Raw genomic sequence first — 24303 nt, 5'->3', positions numbered from 1 at the left:
CAATCGATTGTCGCTCTTGACTAGCTAGGTGCCCGAAAGTGAAGCGATGTCGCGCCGGAGTCGCTCGAGGCGGTGCACTGTCTCATCGATGGAGTCGATGGGGACGTAGTCTGCCATCCACGCCACGGCTTCGCGAACACTGGGGAAGTGCTGAACTGGAAGCTTGCTCGTCAGCATGAGCGACGTGCCCGAGTTGATTTGCTCCGTCACCTCGGTGGTCGATTCGGATCGGTAGACGAGCGCGAGGCAGCGAAGATGATCCGCGTGCAAAGCAGCCGAGGCTGCCGCGCGTAGGTTCGTGCTCTCCGTCATCTTGGCGCCTGGCCCGATCATGCAGATATGTCCAATCCCGCCCGGCTCGTTTCGAATCGCCTCTTCGATTCCCGCATGGGGATTGGTAATGGCCTCCGCGGGCCCCCATTCCCAAATAGCGAAATGCAACCGCCCCAGGGTGCCGGTGGCAAAGCCTTCGACCAAGTGAAGAATCCGTCCGCCGGGCAGCGCGATCTCCATCGACTGCGGGGCCGGGCCGAGGGTGGGATTCAGTTTTCGGGTTAGTTGCTCGACGAAGTGCTCGGTTCTCTGAAGCGGGTCGATGGTCACGTGTCGCGTCATCCACTGAAGCGCGGCGGGCACCGAGGGAAAGGTGGCAGCAGGCAGCCGGCGTGAGAGAATGACGGCCATACCGGAAAGCGTGCTGCGGTTCATGTCGGCTCGAATACCGTCGCCGAGGACCACAGCGCTGGCGCAGAGGATCTGCTCTCCATACGACTCGATTTCGGCCGACACCTGCCGCAGTGTTCCTTCTTCCAGTGTGACGTCGGGGCCGATGATGCAAAGCCACGCGATGCGGTTTTTTCGGTCTCGAAGCGTCTCCCGGAGAAGGCTTCGGCCAAGGCTGAAGCTTCCGCTTGGCGGTCCGCCGAGCCAGATGGAGACATACAACTCGTGAATCTGGGCGAGCGCGATCCCATCCCCGCAGTGAAGGATGCGCGCTTCGCCGTCGTCGTCGTACTGGCCGGAATGCACGTCGCTACCAGTACGCTGTCTCGGTACTTGGGTATCCCCGTCGCTCGGATCCTCTCCTGCACCAGTTAGGTCCGCCGCGATCGCGACATGCACGCGCGCCCCCGTCTCCGCGGCGCTTTCCCCCGACACGCTTTCCAGCGCCGTGAGCAGTGCTTCACGCATGTTTTGGGCAGAGGACCACCGCTTCTCGGGCTCGAACGCGAGCGCACGATCCACCACGCTCGCCACGGAGTGAGGCACGTCGCCGGCGACGGATGCAAGGGGGCGTGCATGCTGCGTCGCCGCCGCGACCAACAATGCGCCAGCGGTAGCAGCCAGGTGCACGGTTTCGCCCGACAGCAGAAGAAAGAGGGTGGCACCCGCCGCCCAGCAATCGCTGTGCGGACCGATGCCGGTCCTGTCGCCAACGGCTTGTTCGGGAGGCATGAACGCAGGCGTCCCAACGATGCGCCCCGCCAAGGTCAACGTCGCGTCGGGGTCACCGCGCCGTGCGATACCGAAGTCCATGACGCGGACGGTGCCCTCACGCGTGAGAAAGAGGTTCTCCGGTTTGATGTCTCGGTGCACGATGCCTTTTGCGTGCGCGCTCGCGAGCACGTCGAGCGCATCCGCCATCAGCACGCAAGTTTCGGCGAGCGGCATGCGGCCGCCCATTCGCCGCAACCGCGTGCGCAAAGTCTCCCCTTCGAGAAGGGGCATGATGAGAAACGGGATCCCCTGCTCGTCGACGTCGTCGTCGAGCACCGGAACGGTCCCCGGGTGCCCTACACGATTGGCAACGTAGGCCTCGCGGCGAAACAGGCGATACGCATCTTCATCACCCACGAGGTGTGGCAAGAGGAACTTGATGGCGACCTCGTGCCCATTGCGGTGTGTGGCTGCATACACCGCGGAGGAACCTCCCATCCCGAGCAATCGGCGAATGCGGTACTTGCCTTGGACCAAATGGCCGATACGAGCGAGCGCTCGCTCAGGAGCAGGCGAAGGGATGAACGACACGAATGGCTCCTATGCGGCTCGCAGCGTATCGCGCGCCGGGCGGCTTGCCAAATCGCGTGGGCGGAACTCGTGAGTTCGCCACGAGCCTCCCCCGCACCTGTCGGTCAGTCTTTGCTGATGACGTTGACGTAGAGCTTGTGCCCGGCCAACATCTCGCGCGTCCACGTCTCCCAGTCATTGGACGTGGTCATCGAAGCCCAGTCCGGCGTTTCCTCGACTTGCGCGCGTCCGAGGCGACGGCCAATCTCCACGAGTCGGTTGCCGGCGGCGGAGCGTTCTTGGTCGTACGCTTGGAGAACGGCATCCCATGTCCCGTGCGCGCGGCACGCGCGTTCGAATGCCAGGGCGTCCTCGAGCGCCTTCGCGCCCCCGCTGGCCGTATGCGGGCGTGTGATCGTCGCGGCGTCGCCCGCGAGCATCACACGGCCGGACACATACGAGGACATCGTCTGGTCATAAATGGGTTGGAGGAACAGATACTGTGTCTCCGTGGTCAGCACCACCCGGGCAAAATAAGGTGGAAAATGCTCCTGGACGAGCTGCCGATAATGGGCAATCAACTCGGCGTTGACCAGGCCCGGCGGCACCGACGTGGGGTCTTCGAAGCTCATACCCTTCGGGGGCTTCGTATGAATCGTCCAATTGATGTAACGATTCCCCGCTTCGAATTGGCCTTTGAAGCTGGGCATCGTCGAAAACACCGCATGCCCACCCGGGAAGACCACGGTTTGAAGAGCGTCGGTTCGGTACGTCGATTGGGGAGCAGGCAGCATTGCCTCGGGAAAATTTCCCCGAAAGAGGACGTATCCCGCATAGGTGGGCCGCGAATCGGCTTGGACGACGGGGCGAACCTTGGAACGGTACCCATCGGCGCCAATGACCAAATCGAAGCGCTCGCGGGTCCCTCCTTCGAGCACGACGACGGCGCCGTCGCCTTCGTCGAGGACCTCCACGACGTTGCTTCCTTCTCGGTATGCCTTGCCGTCGACGTGCTTGCGCAGCTCCCACCAAAGGACGCCCCAATTGTTCACCACCAAGGGGAGCGGATGCTTCCAGGCCGTGCGACCCGCGTCGCTCTCTCCATCGCGCACGATCCACGTCCGTTCCTGAAATGGACAGACCGGCATGTCCGCGCCGATGTAACCCGCGGCGACCAATTCGTCGCGGAGAGCGTTGGGAATTCCGACGGCGGCCCCGCGGTCGCGCAGCTCTCCTCGCGTTCGTTCGAAGATGGTCACCTCGCAGCCCGCACGCTGCAGCGCATGCGCGACGGCGCACCCGGCGAAACTGCCACCTACGATTCCCACGCGGCTGGATGCGATGCTCATCGTTTTGCTCCCGTCAGGAAGAATGTCTCAATGGCCTTCTCGTATCATGAGCGATGTTGCTCCAAAACAGAGCGAATATCCTCCGGGATCTCGATGGCACGCGTCGAGGCTAGGTCGGTGGTGGCCACCGTGCATCGGAGTTCTGCCACGGGAAGGTCGTCCGCGGCCCGCGTCACCGCATAGCGGAGGGTGAACGATCGCTTCCCAACGTGCTCGGTCCGAATCGCGATCCGCGCGGTATCGCCAAAGCGCAGAGGGGCTGCGAAGTCCCCCGAGATGCGCACGGTGGGCAGCCCAATCTTGCGCCGGAGGACCACCTCGATGTAGCCATCCTGGATTTCCAACTGCAGCAATTGCTCGAGTGCCTCGCTGCAGTACGCGAAGAAGGTGGGAAAGAAGACAATACCGCTGGCATCGACGTCGTTGAAACGGACGGGACGCTCGAAAATATGCATAGGAACCTAGACGGGCACTCCTTCGATGACGCTGATGGCGCTCGGCGTCGGGACGACCCGCTCGAGCCGAAAGCCACCGGCTTCGAAGAGCGACGCGAACTCCTCTTCCGTGCGCTCTCGGCCGCCCGCCGAAACCAGCATCTGTAGATCGAGGAGTTTGCTGGGGTGAGGTCCGTTGCCCGGTGGAATCACCTGTTCGAAAACCAGGAGCTTGACGGGTGCGGATGCCGTTCCAATGGCCTTGCGGCATGTCCGGAGGATGTCCGCAGCCCGGTCGTCCTCCCAATCATGCATGATGTATTTGAACAGGTACGCGTCGCCGCCGCCGGGAACGCTTTTGAACATGTCGCCGCTCACGGCATGGCAGCGCTCCCCGAGCCCTTCCGCTGCGAATGAGGTGTTCGCCCGTTCGGTCACGAACGCCAAATCGAAAACCGTGCCGCGCAATTGCGGATGGGCCTTCGCCAATGCCTGCACCAATGCACCGTGACCTCCACCTACATCGATAACGTGCTTGAAAATGGAAAAGTCGTAGGAGTCGACAATCGCTTTCGATTGGGCATCCGACAGGGCCGTCATGGCGTCATTGAAGACCCGCCCTGCTTCTGGATTTTTCTCGCGCCACTCCCAAACATCCATTCCGTACACCTTCGAGAAAGCCGTCTTTCCCGTCTTCACGGAGTAGAGGAGCTCCCCCCAGGGGCCCCAAAAGGATGGCTCGCCCGGCAGGAGCGCGAATCCGCGAAAGGATCCGGGAACGTCGGAGCGGAGCTTTTCGGCCATGGGGGTCAATCCAAACGTGCCACCCTCCCGTTCGGCGAAGACCCCCACGCTCGCCAGGGCGCGAAGCAGACGATGGAGCGCCCGCGGATGCGCCCCGATCTTCGCGGCCATTTCCTCGACTGGCACCGGCCCATTGGACATGAGGTCGGCGAGGCCGAGCCTTGCGGCCACCGAGATGGCTTGCGAAATATAAAAGCCATTAACGAGGCGCGCGAGCTCGTCGGCAGGCGCGCCACCTTGGGGGGCCCGATTGCGGGGGTCGTCCATCGTCTTCGATGCAATCGCGCGGGAGCACCTTTGTCAACGACAAGCCCCGGAGGACATCGCCGGGTGCACCCGTGGACCTCGCGTGTATCAGGCCAAAACGCGTGTCACCTCGCGAGGCTTCGCGACCGATCCGCGGGCAACGACGAAGCCATCCCAGCTCCGACGAATTTTGCGAATTTAGAAACAATCTATATGCGATTTGGCAACGTTCTTTATCAACTAAGAATACATGTAGGGCCCTCGATTTGAGATTGATAGCGAGCCGTGCTCGTGCAAACATCGGCTTGAATGGCACTCTCTACACCACAGCTTCTTTTGCAAGCCGTGCACGAGATTCCGTTGCAGTATAGGCCAAGGGGCGGGAGGTAGAGATGGGGGCCAACCTTGCCGAGATCCTGCGGTTCGTCGAAGAGACGATGGACCGCTTGCAGGGGCAACCACGCACTGCAGTCATCACGGTGCCTGCTCCGTTTGCACCGCCTACTGCATTCTTGCGATTGCACCCGCGGAACATGAGTTTCTTTTGGGACTCGCCGGGCGGCACGTCGTTTTCGGGCGCCGGGGCCGTTCGCACGCTTCGCGTTTCAGGCAAGGAGCGCTACCAGCAACTCCGCGAGCAGCTCTCCTCTTTATGGAACGAACTCGGGGTCTACGCACACCCGGAGTGCAATGCGCCGCCCCCGCGCGTGTTCGGCGGGCTCGCATTTCATCCGGGAAGTGTCTCGCCGCCGTGGGAGCAATTCGGTGATGGCTGCTTCACGTTGCCGCGATGGTGCTATGCCCGGCGCAGCTCACGCGCCTTCCTCGGCTTGGCCGTACAGGGCGACGTCGACTGCGAAGGCCCGCGCAAGCGCGAGTTGCTGGACGAGCTGCAGAGGAATCTGACGGTGCTCGCGAATGCGGAAGAACAATCCGCGATATTGTACAATCCGCAGCGCGAAGAACTGAGCCAAGTCTCGTTGCAGCAGGTCGAACTGAGCCGCTGGGTCGAGCACGTCGAAAAGATCCGTGCGGCGATTGCGGCCGGCGAGTTCCAGAAGGTCGTGGCGGCCCGCCGCTGCGACGTGTCGCTGCCGCAAAGCGTGGACGAGCTGGAGGTGCTTTCGCGGTTGGTGGTGCAACCCATGTGCACGCGATTCCTGTTCTCGCGGGAGAATCTCAGCTTTTTGGGTGCCTCGCCCGAAGTGCTCTTCGACAAACGCGGCAACGTATTGCGCACGGAAGCACTCGCTGGCACCGCATGTTGCCCTGCGGGGGCAGAACCGGATGCCTATGCGAAGGAGTTGCTCGAAAGCGAAAAGGATCGCTCCGAGCATGCCATCGTCGTCGACGAGATTGCGCGCGCGCTGGCTCCGTTTTGCGACGAGCTCCGCGCGTCGAAGCAGCCGAAGGTGCATCGCATCCGGGAGATCCTCCACCTGCACACGCCCTTCAAAGGCAAATTGAAGCGGGACGTGGATGCGGTTTCGATTCTCGAGGCGCTGCACCCCACGCCGGCCGTCGGTGGGTTGCCCACGGCCAAAGCGGCGGATTGGATCGCGTCGCACGAGCGCGACGAGCGCGGTTGGTACACGGGCCCCGTCGGCTGGATCGATGCCATTGGAGATTCGCGCTTCGTGGTGGCCATTCGTTCCGGGTTGGTGGGCGAGGGGCAGGCGTACGTGTTCACGGGGGCTGGCATCGTCGGTGCTTCGCATGCACATGCGGAGTACGCGGAAACCAGCTTGAAGCAGCTTCCGCTGCTGCGCGCACTTGGCATCGCCGATCAGGCGCCGGCTCAGGATGACGTTCCCGATCTGCCTGCGCCGGGATCGCATCGGTCGCGGGCCCTGATGGAGATGCTCCGCGTCGCTGGGAACGCGTGAATCCAGCCGTCGTTCGCGCGCCGCTTCTTCTCTTGCACGGCTTCGCGGGCGGGCCGTTTGCCTGGGACCGCGTCATTTCCATGTTGTCGAGCGAGCGCCGCATCCTGCGCCCGGCGCTGCTGGGGCACGGTGCCGATGCGCTCGAGGCGAAAGGGGCGAGCTTCGAGGACGAGGTCGAGCGAATTGCGGCGCAGGTTCGCAATGCGGGGCTTCACGGCGTTCACGTATGCGGCTATTCGCTGGGCGGGCGCGTGGCCCTTGGGTTGCTTGCGCGGCACGGGCACCTCTTCGCGCGTGCGACATTGATTGGCGTAAACCCGGGCCTTGCCACGGTGCGCGAGCGGGAGGAGCGCCTCGCCGCCGATGAACGATGGATCGAGCGGCTTCGGCGCGACGGGGTCGAAGCCTTTCTCGACGCCTGGGAGGAGCAACCCCTCTTTGCCTCGCAACGAGGGCTTGCGCCAGAGGCGCTCGCCGAGCAGCGATCGTTGCGAAGGCAACATTCCGTCGCAGGCCTTGCCCGCGCCATGGAGGTGCTCGGGCTCGCCCGAATGCCGAATTATTGGGAAGACCTCCCGCGAATGGCCATTCCGGTGACCCTGATGGTGGGCGCCGACGACGCGAAGTTTCTCGCACTGGCCCATGCGATGGCCCCTCGGCTTGCCGCGGCGACCACGGTGGTGGTGCCCGGCGCGGGCCACAACGTGGTGCTCGAGAAGCCTTCGGCCGTCGTGCAGGCGCTCGAATGACCTGCGTCATCACGCAGATCGAGCAACGGCGCTTTTCGTTTCGCCATGGCGGGGGCAACGCGCGCATCCAATGGTCGGAGCGCGAAGGTATCGCGCTTCGTGTTCACGGGCCCGATGGAGCGTTCGGCGTGGGCGAAGCAACGCCCTTGCCGGGCTATTCGCCCGATTCGCTGGCCGATTGCGAGCGCGATCTCGCGCGTTTTGCTGCGGCCGTCCCCGTCGTCTTCGGTGAGCCGGTCATCGATGCCATACCCAGGGTCTACGCGGAGCTCGGGATCGCATCTCCCGCCGCGCGCTTTGCCATCGAGACGGCCGTGCTCGATCTCGCGTCGAAGCGACATGGAATTCCTCTTTGGGAGATGCTGCGTGGCGAGCGCGCGGGAGCCGCGCCCGTGGCGTTGTCGGCCGCCATTGGAGAGAGCGCCGTCGCATCCGCGCAAGCCGCGGTTCTGCGCGGCATTCGAACCGTGAAAATGAAGGTGGGGCGCCCGCACCGGTTCGAGGACGAGCTCGAAGCATTGCGCGGGTTGCGTGCACTCGGCGGTGAGCTTCGCGTGCGCGCCGACGCCAATGGGGTCTGGACGCGGGAGGAAGCGATGGCGCGCGTTTCGCTTCTGCGGCCGTTCGATCTCGAGTTCCTCGAGGAGCCGTGCTCGCTCGATGGCTGGAAAGAGCTCGCGGCCAGCGGGATTGCCCTCGCCGCGGACGAATCGTTGCAGTCCGAGCGTGGCGTCGATGCGGCGCTTCGACTCGCCCAGGATGGCGTTTGCCGCGTCTTCGTGCTCAAGGCCACGGCATTGGGCGGGCTGATTCGTTGCCTGCGCATCGCTCGATTGGCACGCGCCCAACGCGCCGAGGTGGTCGTCACGCACATGTTCGAGGGCCCGATTGCGCACGCCGCCTCGTTGGATCTGGCCCTCGCGCTGCAACCGAAGCTCGCGTGCGGTCTGGATACGGCGCCGCACGCGGGGCAATGGCCGCGGGCCACACTCGTCCGCATGGGCGATGGCTACGCACTCCCCGGCACGAGCGCCGGGCTCGGTATCGAGAGCCACTGGATGATACCCTCGTAGAGGAGGACCCGTGAGCGAAGCGAACCTGTTGACAGAATGGGCGAAGCTACTGATGCGAAGCTTTGCCGACGCAGGGATCACCGACGTCGTTCTCAGCCCCGGTTCCCGATCGACGCCGTATTTGATCGCGGCGCTTCGCGAGCCACGTTTGCGTTGCTACGACGCCATCGACGAGCGAGGCGCCGCGTTTCTCGCACTGGGCCAAGCGCGATGGACATCGCGGCCGAGCCTTTTGCTCTGCACCTCGGGCACGGCGGCGGCGCACTATTACCCGGCCGTCGTCGAGGCCAGCCTCGCACGCGTGCCGTTGCTCGTCGTCACGGCGGATCGGCCGTTCGAGCTGCAAGAGTGCGCGGCGCCGCAGACCATCGACCAAGTGAAGATGTACGGCAGCTACGCGCGCCTGTTCCTCGAGACGGGAATGCCCGATGCCGCGCCGACGGCCCTGGAGGCGTTGCGACGCATGGCCGCACAAGCCGCCTTCGCGGCGCGATGGCCCGATCCGGGGCCGGTGCACGTGAACGTTCGCGCGCGCAAACCGCTCGAACCGCGCTCCGCGCAATCGGAGCGAGAGCACGAGCTTGCGCGCTTCGTGCGGAACATGCGCCCGGCGCCTCGGGTATCGGTGCCCCGCGTTCGCGCGGAGCCGTCCGCCATCGCCGACGCCGTGCAGGCATGCCGCGAGGCGAGGGCAGGGCTCATCGTGTGCGGTCCGCTGCCCATTCAGAATGGGCACGTGAATCGCTCCGGCGTGCTCGATCTGGCGTCCGCAACGCGTTTTCCGCTGCTGGCCGAGGTTACCAGCCAACTGCGCCTGATGAAGACGGGTGAGGGGTCGGGGCCTGTATTTTGTGACGCCTTCGATCGGGTACTCGCCTCGAAGTCGTTTCGCGAGCAGCATGCGCCGGACTTGATCCTGCAGATCGGCGGAACACCGACCTCGGGGGCCTGGGAACGTTACGCCAGCCTGCATCGCTCGACCCCGCGCATCGTGCTCGCCGAACATGGTTGGCCCGATGCCTCGAATGCCGCGTCCACGATGATCGTCGGCGACATCGCCGAGACGGCCACCGCCATTGCGGACGGCTTGCGCACATCGCCTCGCGCCGTGACCGAAACGTGGGTGCGCGACTTCGTGGAGGCAAACCGCGAGGCGAGGAGCGCGCTCGATGCCGAGACGAGTGGCGATTCCCGCCCGCTCACGGAGGGGCGCGCGGTGCGGGCTCTTCTTGCGCGCCTCCCTTCCGGCTCCGCGCTGATGCTCGGCAACAGCCTCCCGATTCGCCACGTCGAATCGCTCGCGCGAACTGGCTTCGTCGATGTGCTCGTCGCTTGCCAGCGGGGTGCGAACGGCATCGATGGCCTCGTTGCGGGCACCATCGGCACTGCACTCGCATCGTCTCGTCCGACGACGCTGCTCGTGGGGGATGTCGCGTTTCTCCACGACTTGAACTCGCTCATGCTGGCCCGGCACGTCGCGACGCCCGTCGTCGTGGTGGTGTTGAACAACCAGGGCGGGCGCATCTTCGAGCGGCTTCCCCTCGCCACCGAATCGAAAGCGACCGGCGTCACGGCCCAAGAGCTCTCGCACGTGACGACGCCGCACACCCTGGAGTTCGGCCCCGCGGTTCGCATGTTCGGCATCGCCTACCGCTGCGTGGATTCCATGCGAGAGCTCGACGACGCCCTCGCGACCGCGTACGCGACCTCCGTGTGCACCGTCATCGAGTGCCGCACGCCTCCGCGCGAGGATGCGCCGTGACCCTGTCCATCCTGGACGCCGCGCGCGAGGTGCCACGGCGTACGGCGCTGGTCCTCGAGGGAACGTCGTATTCCTACGCCGATCTCGCGGAGCGCACGCGCTCGGCCATGGCCTGGCTGCGCACACAGGGCATCGAGGGCGACGAACAAGGTCGGGTCGCACTGCTCGGCACCTTGCGGCTCGAGACCATCGTCTTCTTGTATGCGCTGATGGAACTGGGCGCCCCCGCGGTCCTTGTGCACCCGCGCCTCACGCCGCCGGAGCGCGCCGCACTTTTGGAGGATTCCCGCCCGACATTGTTCATCGAGAACAAGGTCGACCTCCCCCCCGTGCCCGTGCCCGTGCCCGTGCCCGTGCCCGTGCCCGTGCCCGACCGCACACTCGCCATCCTCTACACCTCCGGCACCAGCGGCCGATCCAAAGGCGCAATCCTGAGCCGCCGCGCATTCCTCGCGGCGGCGCGGGCCAGCGAGCGCAATCTCGGTTGGTACGACGAAGACCGCTGGCTGCTCTGCATGCCCTTGGCGCACGTCGGCGGGCTCTCCATCCTCGTGCGCGCGCTCCTGGCGCGCCGGTGCGTCGTCGTCCATCGAGGAGGCTTCGACCCCGAGGCCATTGCGCACGTCATCGAGCGCGATCGCGTGACGCTCGCCTCGTTCGTACCGACCATGCTCAAAAAGATGCTCGACCGCGGTTGGCGATGCCCTTCCCATCTGCGCGCCATCCTCCTTGGGGGCGCGGCCGCGTCCGAATCGCTGCTCGATGCATCCCGAGAAGCCGGCCTGCCCGTTCTCACGACCTATGGCCTCACCGAGGCCTGCTCGCAGGTCACGACGCAACGCCGCGGCACCGCGCCGTCGCCGGCTCAGGGCGCGGGCGAGGCCCTCGATGGGGCCGAAATCCGCATCGAGGACGGAGAGATCCTCGTGCGAGGCCCCATGCTCATGTCGGGCTACTTCCCGAAGGATGCCCACCCCGACCCATTTTTGCCCGGCGGATGGTTCCGAACGGGCGATCTCGGACGCCTCGACGCCGAAGGTCGGCTTCACGTCCTCGCCCGCCGCACGGACCTCATTGTCACCGGCGGTGAAAATGTTTACCCACGCGAGGTGGAGTCCGCTCTGGAGCGCATCGACGGCATTCGCGAGGCCTGCGTCTTCGCCCTGCCCGACGACACGTGGGGCGCGTTGGTCGCGGCCGCACTCGTCGCCTCGGGCACACCGCTCGACGATGCTGCGTTATCATCCCGGATCGAGCTCTCCCTCGCGCCCCACAAGCGACCCCGCCGAATTGCGTGGCTGCCCGATCTCGTCCGGGGCGCGCAGGACAAATTGGACCGCAAGCAGACGGCTGCCTTGGCCATGCCTCTCCTGCACGCGCTGCACCCTCCAAGAAAGGAATGAACACGATGTCTCAGGTCTCGGCGATTTTCGACCCGAAGCGATGGCGCCCGGTCGACGAGTTCAAATTCCAAGACATCACGTACCACCGCGCCGTGGACCAGGGCACGGTGCGCATCGCCTTCAACCGTCCCGAGGTCCGCAATGCCTTCCGGCCCCGCACGGTGGACGAGTTGTATCGCGCGCTCGATCATGCGCGCACGTGGACGGATGTCGGCTGTGTGCTCATCACGGGCAACGGCCCTTCGCCGCGCGACGGTGGTTGGGCGTTCTGCTCGGGCGGCGACCAGCGCATCCGCGGCAAGGATGGCTACCAGTACGAGAAGGACGACGACGAGAACAAGGGCAGGCTAGGGCTCTTGCACATCCTCGAGGTGCAGCGGCTCATTCGCTTCATGCCCAAAGTGGTCATCGCCGTGGTCTCGGGTTGGGCCGCCGGCGGTGGGCATAGCCTGCACGTGGTGTGCGATCTCACGATTGCGAGCAAGGAGCACGGCAAGTTCAAGCAAACGGATCCCGACGTGGCGAGCTTCGACAGCGGCTATGGCTCGGCGTTGCTCGCGCGGCAAGTCGGTCAGAAAAAGGCGCGCGAGATCTTCTTCATCGGGCGTGCGTACTCGGCCGACGAGGCAGCCGCGATGGGCATGGTCAACGCCTCGGTGCCGCACGCCGAGCTCGAGGAGTTCGCCCTCGATTGGGGCAAAGAGATCAACTCGAAGAGCCCCACCGCCATGAAGATGCTCAAATACGGTTTCAACCTGCCCGATGATGGGCTGGTGGGCCAGCAGCTCTTCGCCGGAGAGGCCACACGCCTCGCATACGGCACCGACGAAGCGCAGGAAGGTCGCGACTCCTTCCTCGAAAAGCGCCCGCGCGATTTCTCGCGCTTCCCCTGGCGCTACTGAGTCACTTGGCGAGCACCTCGACGGGGAAACGCCGGATGCCCCGAAAGAGCAGGGTGCTCGCCCGTTCGATCTCGCCGGCGCGTCGCACGGAGCGGACCCTCTGAAGTGCGACGCGCCCCAGCGTATTGAGCTGCAATCGCGCCAGCGGGGCGCCCAAGCAATAGTGAACACCCGCTCCAAAGACGACGTTTTCGTCCATGGGCCGCGTGACCATGAACCGATCGGGCTCTTCGTAGTGACGCGGATCTCGATTGGCCGCGCCGAAGTGAAGCATCACCTTGGCGCGGGCCGGAAGCGCGACCCCCGAGATCTCCGTCGCGGTCAGCGTATTGCGAAAGAACGCTTGCACCGGCGTATCGTAGCGAAGGGCCTCCTCGATGCCGGCCGGAAGCAGGCGCGGATCGGCAAGGAGCTTCCGCGCTTGATCGGGGTGCTCGAGCAAGGCGAGCACGGTATTCGCGACGCCGTTGACCGTGGGTTCGAAGCCTGCCACGAGCAAGAGCACGCAAAAGGCGGTCACCTCGAAATGGGTCAATGCCTCGCTCTCGTTGGCCGCGACGAGCATCGAGATGATGTCCACCGCCTGGGGATCGGGATGGCGTCGTCGGTGGCCGACCAGCTCCTTGAGGTACGAGACGAACTCGTGGCGGGACGCTTCGGCGCGGGCTGCGGCCTCTGCATTCAGCCCGCCGGACAATTCGCCCATCACGTTGTCCGCCCATTTCCGGAAGTTGGCGCGGTCGCTCTCGGGGACGCCCATGAGATCCGCAATGACCCCGAGCGACAGCGGCTCCGCGAGATCGGCCACGATGTCCGCGCGGCTCGTCTCGAACATGCGCCCGAGCAAATGACCCACCATGCGCTCCACGCGCGGTGTGAGATTGGCGATCGCTTTGGGCGCGAAGTGACGGCCTACGAGGCGCCGCAGCCGGCTATGCTCGGGCGGATCGTACATGGGCATCATGGGGCGCTGTTTCCATTCGAGCCCTACTCCGCCGGTGGACGAGAAGACCGCGTGATTCTTGGACGCGGCCACGAGATCGTCGAATCTCGAAACGATCCAGAAGTCGTGCTTCTTGACGTAGTAGCACGGGGTTCGTTCGCGGAGCTGGGCGTACGCGGTATACGGATCGTCGAGGACCTCGGGCGCGAAGGGCGCGAAGTCGAGGTCGTCGATTCGCTCGTTCGACGTCGTCACCATGTCAGCTTTCGAGGAGGCCTTTGCCTGCGTGCTCCAACACGTCTTCGCCGAGCGAGATGTGATGCAACATCGTCAATGCGTCGTTCGAAATGCGCGCCATGCGGTTCGCGACGAAGACCGACGAAGATCCCGCGCCGTAGAACGCCGCATGCACGATGTTCTTGGCGGTGACCGCCGCATTCGCAGTCGGCAGCGCCGCATCGCGCACCTCGCGTTCGTCGAACCTCGCCCGTGCCGTTGCCTCCTCGACCCATGGAATGGCCCCGTACGCGTACGCCCGTGCGGCCCTCCATGCAGCTTCCGCACGCGCAAACTCCGTTGCGGCGCGTTCCCGCCGGCCTGCGTTGCGGGCAAGCGACGCCTTCCATCCATCGAGTGCGGCCCGCGCAATGCCCAGCGCCGCAAATCCCGTCCAGAGGACGAAGAACGGACGATACAGTGAAAAGGGATTCGTCCCGACCCACGACGGCGGAACCCTCGCATTCTCGAGGGCAATATCGCGCGTCTCGCTCAACCCGAGCCCGATGGTCTCCGCCGTATCGAGAATGCGCACCTCCTTTTGCGGGAGGATGGCCATGGCCGTCTTGGGCTTCCCCGACGAAGACAGCACCGGCTTGTCCCCCTCGTAAAGATTGACCCCCACGGCAATCCAATCGGCAAACGAGGCACCCGTGCAGAATCGCCATTTGCCGCTGATGCGATATCCCTCTGCATCCCGATGCGCGGTGGCGGTGCCGGCGCGAAAGACACTGGCGGCATATTCTCCGGAAGAGAAGGCCTCTGGAAATGCCTCGGCCACGCGCAACGAGAAGGTCGTACAGATGCCCGTGACCAAGAGCCACCCGAGCGAGCCATCGAATCGGGCTCCGGCTTCCACGACCTCGGCGGCGAGGGCGAGGGGCGCGGGGCTCCGTTCGCGGGTTTCGGCCAACATCGAAAATACTTTTCGTTTGCGCAGCTCGCGCAAGAGCGCGGCCATGGCGTCGTGCGTTCGCAGTTCGGTGTCCGGTCCATCGAAAAGACCCAACACTCCGGCCTTCCAGTCATCGCCGTAGTCGATACGGTTCATACTTCTCCCCGTCCCTCATCCCCCCACGACCGAGTGCCCAGCGTCGCAGTCCGTCGAGTCCGCGTCGAGTGGCCGGGAGTGCCACTTCCAAGTAGCCGCGCGCACCTCACTGCGTGGAAAAGATCGTGGGATCCCGGGGTTCGCTAAAAGCCAAAACCGATCGGGCGATTAGCGCCACACGCTTGCAGCGCAATTTGATTACGAGATTATCCAATTACGAAATAGCGTGCAGTGCGCGTCACGGTGGGGGCGTCTCCGGCGTCGCAGGACAGCGCATGCGCTGTCGCTGGGGGCCAAGGGGCCGTGTGGAGTGCCCGGTGCTCTTCGATGGAGGGCGCTGGTCATACGCGGCCAACCCTCGAAAGGCGCGACGCGCGTGTGCTGCTGTGTGTCAAGGTGTTCTATTGCCCCTTGGCGGAATAGTGCAACGCCGGCGCGCTTCATGAACCGTCAGGCACGTAACATCGCGGCGACGATTCTTGCCCCTAGGGGTAGGACATTCTAACCTTGTCGTAAGCTCGTGGTGGAATCGAACCGGGGAAAGTACCGCGACATCATCCCGCTTGGTCGCGGTGGCATGGGAGACGTTTCCCTCGCCGTTCTCCAGGGTCCGTCCGGTTTCAACAAGCTCCAGGTCATCAAGCGACTCCGCATGGAGATCGCCGACAACCAGGAGTTCGTGGACATGTTCCTCCACGAGGCGCGACTTGCCGCACGCTTGTCGCACCCCAACATCGTCCAGACGAACGAGGTTGGACAGGACGGCGAGATTTTCTTCATCGCCATGGAGTACCTGGAAGGCCAGACCCTCCATGCGCTCTTCCGGCAATCGCGCCGCAAGGAAAGCAGCCTCGATTCGTCGCTTCCGGGGCACCCGTCCGTCAGCAGCGGCCAGCATTTGAGCGAGCCCACGCCGCACTCGGGCAGCCTCGCACCGGCCATTCCCACCCAGACGCCGCAAACGGACCGGGCCCTTCCCGTGGCCATCGGCTTGCGCATCGTGTCCGACGCCCTCGAGGGGCTCCACTACGCGCACGATCTGACGGACGAAAGCGGCAATCCGATGGAGCTGGTGCACCGCGACTTCTCACCCGGCAACGTGTTCATCACGTACGACGGCGCGGTAAAGGTGCTCGACTTCGGCATCGCCAAGGCCGCCGACAGCCACGTCTACACGCGCACCGGCATCATCAAGGGCAAGGTTCCCTACATGGCGCCCGAGCAGTTTCGCAGCCGGGCGATCAACCGCCGGTGCGACCTTTATGCAGTCGGCGCCGTGCTCTGGGAGATCGCCGCGGGCATTCGTCTGTGGCACGGCCTTTCGGATCTCGAGATCATCACGCGCCTCTCGAGCACCGGGGTGCCTTCGCCGCGGTCCGTCAACCCGATGGTGCACCCGCGCCTCGAGGCCATCTGCATGAAGGCGCTCTCGCTCAACCCCGCAGAGCGTTACGCCACTGCCCAGGAGATCCAAGCGGACATCGACTCGGTGCTGCGCGAGATCGGTGGGGCCACGACGCGCTCCGTCGGGAAATACGTCAGCACGCTTTTCGCGCAGAAGAGGGCGCAGCAGCAGGCGGTCATCGAGGCCAAGCTGCGCGAACTGCGTCAGCAATCGGGGGCGAGCCTCACGAGCTTGTCGCTGGAGATGAGCGCGCCGTGGACGGTATCGCGCCCCTCCCTGAGTTCGGGGGCCTCGAGCCACTCGTCATCGATGGCCTCGATGGTGAGCGGACCTCGCTTCAGTCCCCTGCAGACGACCGGGGGCGTCACCACCCCGCCGCATTATCCGGCGTCGTCGACATCGCGTTCGTTGGGGTGGGTCATCGCGCTGGTGGCGCTGGGTGTCATTGGCCTCGCCGTCGGCGGTGCCTATTGGGTGACGCGACAGCCGGCTTCGGTTGCAACGCCGCAACCGCCCTTGCAGCCATCGGCGCCCGAGGTCGTGACGAACACACCACCCCCGGCCATTCCGCGCACGCGCCTGGTGGTGCAGGCCTCGCCGGCCGACGCGCAGCTTTTCCTCGATGATACACCGCTGATGGTCAACCCATACAGCGGCGACGTGCTGCGCGACGGCCAAGCCCACCGCATCCGAGGTGAGGCAAAGGGCTTCGTATCGCAGACGCAGTCGATCACGCTCGATGGCCCGACGGAGGTCGTGAACCTACGGCTCGAACGGGGCTCGAACAAACGCGACGGCGGGAAGTGATTCCGACGTCGAACAGGTACGGGCGGGGTGTGGCAGTTCGGGACGGAAGTTCAGGTGAGCTCGCTCATCGATTGCCGAAACTCGTCTCGTCCCTGCTACCGTTGGGGGCGTGACTGTACCGGCTGAGGACGCACCGCCCGCCAGCGAAGCACCGAGCTTCGTAGGCCAGATCATCTCGGGGCGGTACAAAGTGCTCGAGCTTCTCGGCGAGGGCGGCATGGGCGCCGTTTACCTCGCGGAGCACGTGCACATGCGCAAGCGCGTGGCCATCAAAGTGCTCCACCCCGACATGGTGGGCCGCGCCGAGGTCGTGGCGCGTTTCGAACGTGAAGCGATGGCCGCCGCCCACATCGAGCACCCCAACGTTGCTGCGGCAACCGACTTCGGGCGCACGGACGATGGCGCATTCTTCTTGGTGCTCGAATACATCGAGGGCATCGATTTGCGGACCGTGCTGCGCGATCAGGGCGCACTCGAGGTCGGTCGTGCGCTGCACGTGGCGCGTCAGATCGCCTCGGCGCTGATGCGCGCGCACGAATTGGGCATCGTGCACCGCGACTTGAAGCCGGAAAACGTGATGCTCATCGACCGCGACGAGGGCGACTTCGTCAAAGTGCTCGACTTCGGTATCGCGAAGGTGCACGTGGAAGCGCTCGCGGCAGCCGATGGCAAAGGGGCAGGGACCGCGCCCGGTGCGATTTTGACGCGCGCGGGTGCAGTCTTCGGGACGCCCGAGTACATGGCGCCAGAGCAAGCCCTGGGCGAAACGGTGGATCACCGCGCCGATTTGTATGCGTTGGGGGTGATGCTCTTCGAGATGCTCAGCGGCAAGCTGCCCTTCGAGGGCAACGACACCCTGTCGCTGCTGGCCGCGCAGATTGCCACGAATGCGCCGTCCCTGCGGAGCGTCGCCCCGGAGCGCAACATTCCGCCCGAGGTCGAGGCCGTGGTGACGCGCCTGCTCGAGAAGCAGCCGAACGCGCGCTACGCCAAGGCCGAGGAGCTGGTGAGCGCGATCGATCATTTGCCACTCGCGGAGGTTGCACGCGGGGCGGTGGTCGAGCCGCAACGTAGCGACGCCGGTCCTCGCATCATCGCGCCGTCGACCTCCTCGCGCGAGATCTTCACGCCCGCCGACGCGATGGCCCGAACGAGCCCCGAGGTTCCTGCCTCGTCGCTCCCCTCGATGGCCAATCGCCCGCCCACGATTCCGGTCATGGGCACCCGCAATCCGCGCCATATCTGGGTTGCCGTGGTCGTGGCCGTGTGCGGCGGCGCGCTCCTCGTGGGCGCCTTCACCTTGCTCACCTTGTTCCGTCATGTGAAGGAGAGCGTCCTCGGCGGAGGTGAGGGCGGCGTGCTCTCCGGCGTCGTCGCACCGCCCCAAGAGAAGAAGGGCATCTCGCAAGAGGAGATCGACTCCGCCGCCTCGAAGGGCGCCGAGCCACTCGAGAAGCTGGCCAGCGAGAACCCCAAGGACCCGCGCATCTTCCGCGCGCTGTTCCGTACCTATTTTCTGCGAGGCGACACCCCCGAGGCGATGCGCGCGATCGGCCGCCTCGTTGCCGTCGATCCCAATGCAGCCAACGACGGCGACATGCTAACCGCCGTCCAGGTGGCCGCCACCGACCCGAGCCCCGAGACCCGCGAAGCCGCCATCGACGTGCTCGAAGGTCCCCTCGGCACCAAGGGCGCAGACATCCTGTACGAACTGGCCAACCGCACCCCCGCCGTCCCAGGCAAAGCGCGCTTCGTCGCATCCCTCGCGCGCCCCGAGGTCATGGCCCACGCGTCCCCCTCGCTCATGGTCCTCATGGATCTGCGCGCCGCCAAGAAGTGCGAAGACAAGCGCGATCTACTGCCCCGCGTCCGCGACCACGGCGACTCGCGCATCCTGCCCCAGCTGAAAACCCTGCAGCGCACCCGCGGCTGCGGCTTCCTCGGCACGCGCGACTGCTACGGGTGCTTGCGCAAAGACAGCGAGCTACTCGAAGCCGCCATCTCCGCCGTGCAAGCGCGACCCTGACGCGCGGGTCGGCGCGGAGCGGGGGCGGGCATTTTGCGCGCAACAAATTGAGCGCGCGGTCGATATAAGAGAGACGACCGGAAACGACCGACCTTTTCCAGGGTGAGGCATCCATGCGCATGCATCGAATCGCGAAGGCAGCTCCGTCCATTCTTTTCTCCGCGCTGGCATTCGCCGCGACATTTGGATCCGGAGCATGCGGCTCGAGCGATAGCTCAGGGGACAAGGGCGGTGACACCGGAAGAGACGGCGGCATCGTGAAGCAACCGGGCGCCATCGTCTCCGTGTCCCCCGCCGAAAACGACGACAACGTCTCAGTCCACGCGCCGATCACGATCGAGTACAACGTGCCCGTCCAGGTCACGCCGTCCTCAGTGACACTGAGCGGGCCCAACGCCGCCGTGATTGCGACCACGTTGCGGGTGTCGGACGATGGGAAGACCGTCACGGTGGCTCCGATCGCGGAGGTCCCAGCGCCGACCAAGTTGACACTGACCATCAACGAGATCCGCACGCGCGAGGGCGCCATCGCGGAGAAGAAGACGTGGAGTTGGACACTGCCGGCTTGGTTGCGGGTGGAGGCAGCGAATCAAATAGCCGGCGAAGCTGCACTGTGGTCATCGCCGATCGTCGCCGTCGGTTCTGCAGACAAGATCATTACAACTGTCTCGAATAAGGGGCTGACCCTCGCCCAGCTCGATGGATCTCTCAACACGTGGTCCCAAATGGGAGACCCCCTCGACATACCGGCGGCTCCCCGCCCATCTTTGGCGTTCGACAAGGACGGCGCGCTGGTGATGGCTTACATGGCCCCGAAGGGGCCGCAGTTGCCGTACGAAATCCGAGTGCGGCGTTGGAGCGGTTCGGCCTGGGAACCCATGGGGCAAGCGCTCGACGACGCCGCTGGCATGTGTCCGTACGCGTGTTTTCCGGTGATTGCGCGGGCACGTGATACGGGGCAGCTATTTGTCGCGTACACTCGCCCGGTGCCGGGAGAGCCTGGGCCCGAGACACTGGTCGTAAAGACGTTTGCAGATGGGCAATGGAAGCAAGTTGGCTCTGTCGTGAGTGATTCGTCGCAGGGCGCCCGATATTTGGCACTCGTAATCGCGGATTCAGGGGTTCCGTTCGTGCTCTACACGAGTGAGGGCGATACGAAGGGGACTTGGGTCAAAAAGCTATCGCAAGATGGGAGCTGGGCCACGGTGGGAAGTACACCAAACTTGCCCAACGAAAACCCAGCCTACAACAACAGTCTTGCACTGGACGCTTCAGGGAATCCGGCTGTTCTCGGTTGCTATGGCGGAAAGTACCAATTGAGACGTTTCGACGGAAATCAATGGGTTGGTGGCGGCGAGAATTCTCGCGCGGGTTGCGGGACGTACGAATCATTCCTGGCTAGCAACGGCTCGGGACGGTTGTTTGCCTTCTGGTCTAGCTCAGGAGTCGTTCAAGCTGCCGATGTTACGAATGCCAACTGGCAGCTCCTGGATCCGACGCCTTCATCGGGGAACCTCCGGGCAGGTTCTCTGACCGTTGGCCCAACGGGTATTCCCGTTATTGGATGGGCCGAAGACAATAAGACTATCCGAGTGCGACGACTCAATCGCTGACGTTTGCGACCACCGACGAAACGAGAAAGTTGGAACCTTCGGCCACGCACCAACCTGCAGACCGCCGTCACGGTACAGAACCCCGGTCTCGGGCAAGCGCGCTTCGTCGCTCCCCTTGGGTGCCCCGAGTTGATGGTCCACGCGTCTCCCTCGCTCACGACCTCGACGGATCTGCGCGCCGCCAAAAGTGCGAAGACGTTGCCCCGCATCCGCGACCACCGCGACGCGCGGATCCTGGCGCGGCAAAAAAATGCTGCGGCGTTTGCGCGGGGGGGCATTTCCCCGCAACAAAGTGAGCGCGCGGTCGATATAAGAGAGACGACCGGAAACGACCGACCTTTTCCAAGGTGAGGCATCATGCGCATGCATCGAATCGCGAAGGCAGCTCCGTCCACTCTTTTCTCCGCGCTGGCGTTCGCCGCGACATTTGGATCCGGAGCGTGCGGCTCGAGCGACAGCTCAAGCGACAACGGCGGCGACGCCCGAGGAGACGGCGGCGTGGTGAAGCAACCGGGAGCCATCGTCTCCGTCTCGCCTGCCGAAAATGACGACAACGTCTCGATCCACGCGCCGATCACGATCGAGTACAACGTGCCCGTCCAGGTCACGCCGTCCTCGATGACACTTAGTGGGCCCAACGCCGCCGTCATTGCGACCACTGTGCAGCAGTCGGACGACGGGAAGACGGTCACGGTGACACCGGTTGCGGAGATCCCGGCGCCGACGAAGTTGACGCTGACGATCAACGAGATCCGCACGCGCGAGGGCGCTGTCGCGGAGAAGAAGTCGTGGAGTTGGACACTGCCGGCTTGGTTGCGGGTCGGCAAACCGGTTTCGTCCAAAGCGCAGGCCTATCTAGCGGCGAATGGGATGGCGATCGATTCCAAGGACCGAATCAGTGTCTTCACCGGTGGCGACGTTGCGGTCAATACGATTGACCCCACTGGTGGAGACTGGACTCGCCGCGGCGGACCGCTGAATAGCGGACAGACGACTTCACTCGAGACTTTGGCGGTCAACAAGGATGGCGATCCATTCGTTGCTTTCGTAGGCAAGGTTGAGACTCAAGTGCAGGGCTTGTCCGGTACCAGTTGGGTTGACCTCGGGGGGATAACGCATGGGGCTCCCGCGGGCGCTCTTGGCTTTCAAAATGGGCCATCCATTGCCGTCGAGCCCACGACAGGAAAGGTCCTGCTGGCGCATACTGGTGTGACGGATAACGGACTGAAGATGTATGTGAAGTCCTTCGCGAACAATATATGGACAACAGAAGGCGACCCTCTAAACGTAAATTCAGATAGTGCCTTCTTTCCCAATATTGCGGTTAGCAAAACGGGAAAGCGTTACGCCATGTACCAGTCGTCTTCGTCCCCATCGAACGCATATGTGCTCACGTGGACGGGAAGCGCCTGGACATCGGTGGGGTCTCCTGGCGCGGTTGGGAGTTTTAGGAGTGCTCTGGTGGTGGATGCCAACGACAAGCCCGTCGTGTTCGGATGCTTCCCCGACCTACAGTTTCGTCGGGGCGACGGAGCGCAGTGGAGCACCATCGGCTCGCCAATTGGCGCCTGCCCAAACCAAGCTGCTACGGCGTACATCGCCAGAAACAACGAAGGGCGTCTTTTCGCAGCGTGGTCGAACAACCAACAAGGCGATGTGCATGTCGCAGAAGTGACGACGAGCGGATGGACCGCACTTTCGGCCCCAGTGCCCTTCGGAGGAGGGCTCGTCGGAGGAATCGTGATCGACTCGAGGGGCGTTCCTGTCATCTCATGGGGTGCGGCCAACGGAATCCAGGTGGCACGCCTGAATAAGTAGTCGTGTGATTCCGAATCCACGCTGACAGGTTACGGGTTACGGTCCGGCCTCGTTTGGCGTCGGTGCGGCTGCTTCGCTCTCAACGCCGTCGCTCTTGGGCACGTCCGGCACGCAATCTCGGCGTCGTCAATGTCGTCGTGCTGGCGAAAGGCCGGGTGAGAGACGAGTCGACGAGGTTTGATGCGTTGTGTCATGGCGGCAGCCCGCCGATGAGCGCGGATGCTGCTCCGAACGTGCGTGTCTGCGAAGGCGATCTGGTGAGACCATCGATTTCGATGGTCCAGTGAGCGTCTGTGACCGTAAGGTAGGTTGGCGCCTAATGTGGACCAACTCTTGCGAACGGGGGCGAACCTGTGGGAATCACGAGTCAAACCTGAGCACGCAACCGATGACCGCCTTGGCCAACAAAGATCACGCGTCGCCGCAGTATTTCGCAGGGCAAGCCGCGCCAAAACGACGTTCCTCCCAAGGGTGATCTTGATGAACGTGCGCCAAAGCGAGATGGCAGCCCCGTCAATTTTGTTTGCCGCATGGCCCGCACCGCGACATTTGGATCCGGGGCATGCGGCCAAGGCGACAGCTCAACCAATATCAGTGTCGCCGGCCACGACAGCCCGATTTCGACCGGCCGTGCTGCCATCGTCTCCGTTTCCCCGACCGGGATCTTTAAAGGTCGTTGGCAGCGGCTCGATTCGCCCGTCCTCACTGCGGCCGCGGCCGCGGCGGGTTCTCTCGCTATCGGCCCTTAACGGTGTACCCGTTCGGGTTGAACACGATACGGATAGTTACGTAGGAAGGCTCAATCGCTGCTTTTGCGATTAATAACCACGAGGTATTAGCATGTCCTTTATATCATTTAGAACATTGACAGCACTTGGTCTCTTGTCTGCTGGTCTTGGCGTCGCGTTCGTCGGATGTTCGTCCGATGACACCTCGGGTGGCGGCGGTGGCACGGACGCCGGTAAGGATACCTCGACGGATGCCCCGGCGACGGGCCCGAAGCAGTCGGGAACCCTGCTCGATTTTCCCGTGGGGACCAAGGTGAAGGACGCTACCATTACGCTTGGCTCGGGTAGCGGAACTTCGGGAGCAGATGGCAAGTACTCGATTGCCACGACCAAGGACACGCCATTCTTCATGCGTGTAACACACTCCCAGTACCTCACCTTGATTGAACAAGAGTGGCAATTGTCCGGCGACGCCGACCGTGGGCCGACCCAGTACATCTCCCAGGGGGTCAAACCGACCTTGTTGGCATTATTGGAAAGCAGCGACACCCCTAAAGTGAAGCAAGATAAGGGTATCCTTGCTGTCGGAATCGTTTTGGAAGGCGCTTGTACGGAGGATGGCGGCGTCGTCATCAAAATCGATACCGGTGCGGCGACTGACGCTGGAACAGATGCAGGCGATGGCGGAGGAGACGCGGGTGGTTCGGACGCAGGGTCAGGCGATACCGACAACATCGTTCGGTACTTCACGAGCGTGACGAGTGTCGCTCCCATGAATCAACCGCAACAAACCACGAAGAATCAGAACACGCCGGCTGTCGCCATCTACAACGTTACGCCGGGAGAGAATGTCCAGCTTAGCGTGACCCCCAGTGCGGCATCCGGTTGCACGGTGGTGAAGCAGTATCCGCATGCGGATCCCAAAGCCTCGAACATCAAGTACACCGGCAAGATCAAGGTGGAAGCCGGAACCAACACGTTCTCCTTCGCCCGCGTCTTCCTGACCAAGTGATTAACCGAC

Annotated in this window: 17 protein-coding genes; 11 read left to right on the top strand and 6 right to left on the bottom strand. The window is 64.0% G+C overall.

Annotated features, from left to right (window positions below; all coding sequences use genetic code 11):
- Positions 1 to 24: 24 nt before the first annotated feature.
- The 4 genes from LZC95_31240 to LZC95_31225 all read right to left on the bottom strand — a co-directional run bounded on the left by LZC95_31240 (position 25) and on the right by LZC95_31225 (position 4861).
- Positions 25 to 2028 (bottom strand): serine/threonine protein kinase, encoded by a 2004-nt coding sequence (locus tag LZC95_31240; GenBank protein ID WXA90918.1) that lies wholly within the window; start codon positions 2026 to 2028, stop codon positions 25 to 27.
- 104 nt (positions 2029 to 2132) lie between these two features.
- Entirely contained in the window at positions 2133 to 3356 is a 1224-nt protein-coding gene (locus LZC95_31235) for an FAD-dependent monooxygenase (protein WXA90917.1), read from the bottom strand.
- 44 nt (positions 3357 to 3400) lie between these two features.
- Positions 3401 to 3811 (bottom strand): acyl-CoA thioesterase, encoded by a 411-nt coding sequence (locus LZC95_31230; protein WXA90916.1) that lies wholly within the window; start codon positions 3809 to 3811, stop codon positions 3401 to 3403.
- 6 nt (positions 3812 to 3817) lie between these two features.
- Positions 3818 to 4861, bottom strand: coding sequence for an acetylserotonin O-methyltransferase (locus tag LZC95_31225; GenBank protein WXA90915.1), 1044 nt, complete (start codon positions 4859 to 4861; stop codon positions 3818 to 3820).
- A 371-nt stretch (positions 4862 to 5232) separates the two neighbouring features.
- On the opposite strand from LZC95_31225, the gene LZC95_31220 reads away from it, so the two are divergent.
- From LZC95_31220 to LZC95_31195, 6 genes are read left to right on the top strand one after another with little or no spacing between them, the layout of a single operon-like run.
- Complete coding sequence (locus LZC95_31220) at positions 5233 to 6726, top strand: isochorismate synthase (GenBank protein WXA90914.1); 1494 nt, start codon at positions 5233 to 5235, stop codon at positions 6724 to 6726.
- Positions 6723 to 7475 (top strand): alpha/beta fold hydrolase, encoded by a 753-nt coding sequence (locus LZC95_31215; GenBank protein WXA90913.1) that lies wholly within the window; start codon positions 6723 to 6725, stop codon positions 7473 to 7475. Before LZC95_31220 ends, LZC95_31215 begins: the two co-directional genes overlap by 4 nt.
- Positions 7472 to 8548: a hypothetical protein gene (locus LZC95_31210; GenBank protein ID WXA90912.1), complete on the top strand. Its 1077-nt coding sequence runs from the start codon at positions 7472 to 7474 to the stop codon at positions 8546 to 8548. Before LZC95_31215 ends, LZC95_31210 begins: the two co-directional genes overlap by 4 nt.
- A gap of 10 nt (positions 8549 to 8558) precedes the next feature.
- Complete coding sequence (gene menD / locus LZC95_31205; protein WXA90911.1) at positions 8559 to 10310, top strand: 2-succinyl-5-enolpyruvyl-6-hydroxy-3-cyclohexene-1-carboxylic-acid synthase; 1752 nt, start codon at positions 8559 to 8561, stop codon at positions 10308 to 10310.
- The gene (locus LZC95_31200; protein ID WXA90910.1) at positions 10307 to 11713 is read left to right on the top strand and encodes an AMP-binding protein; all 1407 of its coding nucleotides are present in this window, start codon (positions 10307 to 10309) and stop codon (positions 11711 to 11713) included. The genes menD and LZC95_31200 overlap by 4 nt, the downstream gene beginning before the upstream one ends.
- Positions 11714 to 11718: 5 nt before the next feature.
- Complete coding sequence (locus LZC95_31195) at positions 11719 to 12615, top strand: 1,4-dihydroxy-2-naphthoyl-CoA synthase (GenBank protein WXA90909.1); 897 nt, start codon at positions 11719 to 11721, stop codon at positions 12613 to 12615.
- 1 nt (position 12616) lies between these two features.
- Here LZC95_31195 and LZC95_31190 read toward each other — a convergent pair whose 3' ends face one another.
- Together LZC95_31190 and LZC95_31185 are read right to left on the bottom strand one after the other, a co-directional pair.
- Positions 12617 to 13816: a cytochrome P450 gene (locus LZC95_31190; GenBank protein ID WXA90908.1), complete on the bottom strand. Its 1200-nt coding sequence runs from the start codon at positions 13814 to 13816 to the stop codon at positions 12617 to 12619.
- A gap of 1 nt (position 13817) precedes the next feature.
- Entirely contained in the window at positions 13818 to 14885 is a 1068-nt protein-coding gene (locus LZC95_31185) for a hypothetical protein (protein ID WXA90907.1), read from the bottom strand.
- A 577-nt stretch (positions 14886 to 15462) separates the two neighbouring features.
- Here LZC95_31185 and LZC95_31180 point away from each other — a divergent pair.
- The 5 genes from LZC95_31180 to LZC95_31160 all read left to right on the top strand — a co-directional run bounded on the left by LZC95_31180 (position 15463) and on the right by LZC95_31160 (position 24294).
- On the top strand, positions 15463 to 17097 hold the full coding sequence (locus LZC95_31180; GenBank protein WXA90906.1) for a protein kinase: 1635 nt from the start codon (positions 15463 to 15465) through the stop codon (positions 17095 to 17097).
- A gap of 109 nt (positions 17098 to 17206) precedes the next feature.
- A complete protein-coding gene (locus LZC95_31175) occupies positions 17207 to 19123 on the top strand; it encodes a serine/threonine protein kinase (protein WXA90905.1) in 1917 nt (638 codons plus the stop codon).
- A gap of 257 nt (positions 19124 to 19380) precedes the next feature.
- Positions 19381 to 20736 (top strand): Ig-like domain-containing protein, encoded by a 1356-nt coding sequence (locus LZC95_31170; GenBank protein WXA90904.1) that lies wholly within the window; start codon positions 19381 to 19383, stop codon positions 20734 to 20736.
- A 357-nt stretch (positions 20737 to 21093) separates the two neighbouring features.
- Positions 21094 to 22554: an Ig-like domain-containing protein gene (locus tag LZC95_31165; protein ID WXA90903.1), complete on the top strand. Its 1461-nt coding sequence runs from the start codon at positions 21094 to 21096 to the stop codon at positions 22552 to 22554.
- An 864-nt stretch (positions 22555 to 23418) separates the two neighbouring features.
- Entirely contained in the window at positions 23419 to 24294 is an 876-nt protein-coding gene (locus LZC95_31160; protein WXA90902.1) for a hypothetical protein, read from the top strand.
- Positions 24295 to 24303 lie beyond the last annotated feature (9 nt).

The sequence above is a fragment of the Sorangiineae bacterium MSr12523 genome, assembly GCA_037157775.1.
Taxonomy (GTDB): domain Bacteria; phylum Myxococcota_A; class Polyangia; order Polyangiales; family Polyangiaceae; genus Pendulispora; species Pendulispora brunnea.
This window is presented reverse-complemented; position numbering and strand designations above follow the sequence as displayed.